The 4,453-nt window shown below is 71.2% G+C and carries 4 protein-coding genes; 1 reads left to right on the top strand and 3 read right to left on the bottom strand.

Going from position 1 to position 4,453, the window contains the following annotated elements:
• Positions 1 to 50 precede the first annotated feature (50 nt).
• Complete coding sequence (locus O4J56_RS31810; RefSeq protein WP_270690941.1) at positions 51 to 1,169, top strand: methyltransferase domain-containing protein; 1,119 nt, start codon at positions 51 to 53, stop codon at positions 1,167 to 1,169.
• A gap of 229 nt (positions 1,170 to 1,398) precedes the next feature.
• On the opposite strand, the gene O4J56_RS31805 is transcribed toward O4J56_RS31810, so the two are convergent.
• The 3 genes from O4J56_RS31805 to O4J56_RS31795 all read right to left on the bottom strand — a co-directional run bounded on the left by O4J56_RS31805 (position 1,399) and on the right by O4J56_RS31795 (position 4,441).
• Complete coding sequence (locus tag O4J56_RS31805; RefSeq protein WP_270690940.1) at positions 1,399 to 1,926, bottom strand: hypothetical protein; 528 nt, start codon at positions 1,924 to 1,926, stop codon at positions 1,399 to 1,401.
• A 262-nt stretch (positions 1,927 to 2,188) separates the two neighbouring features.
• Positions 2,189 to 3,316, bottom strand: coding sequence for a methyltransferase domain-containing protein (locus O4J56_RS31800; protein WP_270690939.1), 1,128 nt, complete (start codon positions 3,314 to 3,316; stop codon positions 2,189 to 2,191).
• A 9-nt stretch (positions 3,317 to 3,325) separates the two neighbouring features.
• Entirely contained in the window at positions 3,326 to 4,441 is a 1,116-nt protein-coding gene (locus tag O4J56_RS31795; RefSeq protein ID WP_270690942.1) for an L-talarate/galactarate dehydratase, read from the bottom strand.
• Between the last annotated feature and the right edge of the window lie 12 nt (positions 4,442 to 4,453).

The raw sequence follows: 4,453 nt of genomic DNA, 5'->3' as shown, positions 1-4,453 counted from the left end.
GTCCTCGGACATCCCCTGACAGGCCGCGACCATGCGTTTACCGTCGTCTCATGGCCGATGCCGACGCCGACGCCGAACGTCTCGCCACCCTCGCCGCGCCCGACTGGGATGGGGAGTTCCGCGCCGTCCCGCGCGAGCACTTCATCCCTGAACGTGCGCGCGCCACCCCGATGGACGGCTCACCTTCCATCTGGATCGACAGGAGCGAGGATCCGGGCCGGTGGCGGGCGGCGGTGTACAGCGACGCCACCGTCCTCACCCAGGTGGACGACGGCGCCACCGACCTTGCTCCCGGCACCACGGCGCTCCCCACCAGCTCCTCGACCGCCCCCGGCCTCGTGCTGGAGTTCCTTCGCCTCCTCGCTCCCACCCCCGGTGACCGGGTCCTGGAGATCGGTACGGGCACCGGGTGGACCGCCGGCCTGCTGGCCGCGCGCCTGGGGGAGGACCGGGTGACAACGGTCGAGGTCGATGCCGGGGTGGCCGCCCAAGCCGCGGAGAACCTGAAGCGCACCGGATTCGCGCCTCACCTCATCGTGGGCGACGGGGCATGCGGGCACCCGGAGGGTGCGCCCTTCGACCGGGTGCACGTGACCTGCGCTGTCACCGACATCCCGGCCGCTTGGGTCGAGCAGCTGCGCCCCGGCGGGCTCATCGCACTGCCCTGGGCGCCGGTTCAGGCGAAGGCCCACAAGGTGGTGCTCACCGGCCTGGGCGAAGGGCGCGCCGTGGGCCGCTTCCACGGGGACACGGCGTTCATGATGCTGCGCTCCCAGCGCCGGGACCTTCCCCGACCGGCAGGCGAGGCCCGCGAGTCCCATGGGCGCATCGACCCGATGCGCATCGCGAGCGCCGACCGGGGGCTGGAAGTGGTGGCCACGGCGCTTCTCCCCGGGGTCGCGATCAACGCGCTCGGGACGCCTGACGATCGGATCGGCCTGTGGGACCCCGTCACCGGTTCCTATGCCCTCGCGGTCCGCATAGGCGGAGGCGCCCCCGAGGTCGACGAGCGCGGCCCGCGCTCCCTGTGGTCGGAAATGGAAGAGGCCTACCTGAAGTGGCTGGCCATGGGCGCCCCCGGCCGCGATCGGCTGGGGCTCCTCATCGACCGACAGGGGCGGCACGTCTGGCTCGACCGCCCGGACAACGTGATCGGAGAAAGCATCTGATGGGCGAGCACCGCAAGGAAGTCAACTGCTCAGGCTGCGGCGGGCGCGGAAAGGTGCAGCAGTCTGAGGACGGCAGGGTCGTGATGGTCGACTGCACCCTGTGCGGCGGAACCGGCAAGCAGCCGTAACAGGGGCCGGACGTAAGGGAGCCGTGACACACCCCACGCACCGCCCCTCCTCTGAGGTTGCTCATCCACGCAGGCCGGCCAGCCCCGTCGGCGGTTCGCCTTCAGCGCCCTTCGCCGGTCGGGCCGGGTCCTGAGACGGTCCCCGGGGTGTCGATCAATGACTTCGCCTCGGACTCCTTGAGGACCTTGGGCGTCGAGGACGCGAACCCGCGATCGACATGGGCGCGCTCGAAACGGCGGCGCATCACGCCCGGGAGGAGGACCACGCCGAGGACACCGGCGCCGACCAGGGGGATCGATACGGCGAGCAGCACGGTCGCCGCCGTGCCGCCGACGCCGAGCAGGGGAAGGACGAGCCACCCGAGCACCGCGCCCGCCACCCCCGCGCACGCCACGACGAGCAGCACCGTGCTGAGCCGGCCGAAGAGGGCGCTGGTCCGGGCGAGGCCCTCCTCCAAGGCGTACAGGTCCGCGAGTTCCAGACGCCGGGTGGTGGTGTAGCGCAGGTACTTCAGACCGGAGGGCGCATCGCGCTGCGGGTTGGAATGGTCCAGCGCCTTCGGGTACGACTTGATCACCGACCCGTCGGGCGCGATGTGCCACTGGCTCTGCGCGGTCCGGTCGCTCATCGGGCCTGTCTCCTGCCGCTGGTGTGGGGTGGACCGCCCGCGCGCACGCCGGTGCGGGCCGGAGCCGTCGAGAACGGACTCTTACCCGCTCCAGATGGTCCTACGTGCGGAACTCTACGATGCCGCCGATCGCGCCCCGACCGCCCGGTGGGGCCCGCGAGTCCATCGGCCGCATCGACCCGAAGCCCATCGCGAGGGCCGACCCGGGGCTGGAAGTGGTGGCTGCGGCGCAGTAGTCCCAACGAGCAGCGGCCCTCCGCCGCTATGCCACGGTGTGCACGGGGTCATCCATCCACACGCTCTGGCCGTTCGGGGTGACGGTGAGGCCGAACCGCGTGTAGTCCGGTCGCCCGGCCCCCTCCCACCATGCGTAGGCGGAGGCGAGTTCGTCGAACAGCCTTCTCGGCCCGTGCTGGCGCACGGGATACTCGCGGGGACCCGGCTGGATTCGCCAGGCGGCCCACGACTCCGATACCGGGTCCATGAGATGGACCGTGTAACGCTGGGTTCCCGGGTCGTCGTTGTCGTAGACGAGAGTGGACAGCATCCCCGGCACACGGACGCCGATCGCGAACGAGGCGGAGAAGTCGCCCACCGGTTCATAGGGATGGAGGTCGGTCACCGTCTCGGCGAAGTCGTGCTCGGGTTTCACGCGGTCTTCCACGGCGCCGTGCGGGGTCCTCTGGTCACGGACCCACATGAACCCGGTGTCCCCATCAAAGCGGCCGGAGGCGGTGCCGTCTCCGTTCACGTCGAGACGAAGAAGCGCGCCGCTGTGGAAGGCGGTCCCCCACGGCGTGACGATCCTCCCTCCGGGTGCCGTCTGCTCGATCCAGGGGTAGGGCACTTTGTGCACGGCGGCCGTGGAGAGGATCCGGTCATAGGGCGCGTTGGGCGCATGCCCCTTCGTGCCGTCGCCCGTAACCACTTCCACCGGGAAGCCCGCATTCACGAGTGCGGCGCGAGCGTTCGCAGCGAGATCGGCGTCGATTTCGATGGTGGTCGTGTTCTCCACGCCGACACGGGACGCGACGAGCGCGGCGTTGAACCCGGTCGCGGTCCCGATTTCGAGGACATGTGCGCCAGGCCGCAGCCCTGCCGCCTCCAGCATGAGTGCGACGGTCGTCGGCATCGAAGCCGACGACGTCACATGACCCCTGCCGGAGCCGTCGCCGTCGTCCAACTGGACTGCGATCGGCTCGTCCGCGTAGCAGACGTTCAGCCACTCATCCGGCGCTTCCGCTCTCGTGAGCGGTACGGGCCTTCCCTCCCTGCGCACCCAAACGGTGTCCGGAATGAACTCGTGCCGGGGGACGGCCATGAATGCGGCCCGCCATGCCGGAGGCATCTCTTCAGCCAGGCGGGCCTGTAGCTCACGAGGGTCGATCACCTCTCGTTCCTACCGGATCTCGGCCTCCTCGGCCGTCCAGGCGCGGGCCTGGTCGCTCAGGGTCACGCCCAGGCCCGGCCGCGCGGACAGGTGCATGCGGCCTCCCGAGATCTCCAACCGCTCGTTGAACAGCGGCTCCAGCCAGTCGAAGTGCTCCACCCACGGCTCGCGCGGGTACGCCGCCGCCAGGTGGACGTGGATCTCCATCGCGAAGTGCGGGGCCAGCTGCAGGTGCCGCCGGTCGGCCTGGGCCGCCACCTTGAGGAACTGCGTGATCCCGCCGATCCGGGGCGCGTCGGGCTGGACCACGTCCGCCCCGCCCCGCTCGATCAGCGCGTCGTGCTCGCCCGCGCTGGCCAGCATCTCCCCCGTCGCGATCGGGGTGTCGAAGGCCTGCGCCAGCGCGGCGTGCCCCTCGAAGTCGTAGGCGTCCAGCGGCTCCTCGATCCACACCAGGCCGAACTCCTCGAAGGCACGGCACATCCGGCGCGCCGTCGGCCGGTCCCACTGCTGGTTGGCGTCGACCATGATCGGCACCCCGTCCCCCAGGCGCTCGCGCACCCGGGACACCCGGTGCAGGTCGACCGCACCGTCGGGGTGGCCCACCTTGAGCTTGATGCCGCCGATGCCCCCGGCCACCAGCGCCTCGGCCTTCTCCTCCACCTCCTCGATGGGGGCGTGCAGGAACCCGCCGGAGGTGTTGTAGCAGCGCACCGCGTCCCGGTGGGCGCCCAGCAGCTTGGCCAGCGGGAGCCCGGCCCGCTTGGCCTTCAGGTCCCACAGGGCGATGTCCATGGCGGCGATGGCCTGCACCGACAGGCCGCTGCGCCCCACCGAGGCGCCCGCCCAGACCAGCTTCTCCCAGATCCGGGCGGTGTCGCTGGGGTCCTCGCCGATGAGGGCGGGGGCGATCTCCCGGGCATGGGCGAACTGGCCGGGCCCGCCCGCGCGCTTGGAGTAGCCGAAGCCGATGCCCTCGTGGCCGGACTCGGTGGTGATCTCGGCGAAGAGCATCGCGACCTCGGTCATGGGCCGCTGGCGGCCGGTGAGGACCTTCGCGTCGCTGATGGGGGTGTTCAGCGGGAGGGTGACCGAGGAGAGCCGGACGGAGGAGACCCGGTCCAGGGTGGCGGGTCC

The organism is Nocardiopsis endophytica (assembly GCF_027706725.1).
In the GTDB taxonomy this organism is placed as follows: domain Bacteria; phylum Actinomycetota; class Actinomycetes; order Streptosporangiales; family Streptosporangiaceae; genus Nocardiopsis_A; species Nocardiopsis_A endophytica.
This window is presented reverse-complemented; position numbering and strand designations above follow the sequence as displayed.

Bases quoted from the DNA above. Each gene is read 5' to 3' on its own strand.
- O4J56_RS31805 (WP_270690940.1), bottom strand. From the start codon at position 1,926: ATGAGCGACCGGACCGCGCAGAGCCAGTGGCACATCGCGCCCGACGGG.
- O4J56_RS31810 (WP_270690941.1), top strand. From the start codon at position 51: ATGGCCGATGCCGACGCCGACGCCGAACGTCTCGCCACCCTCGCCGCG.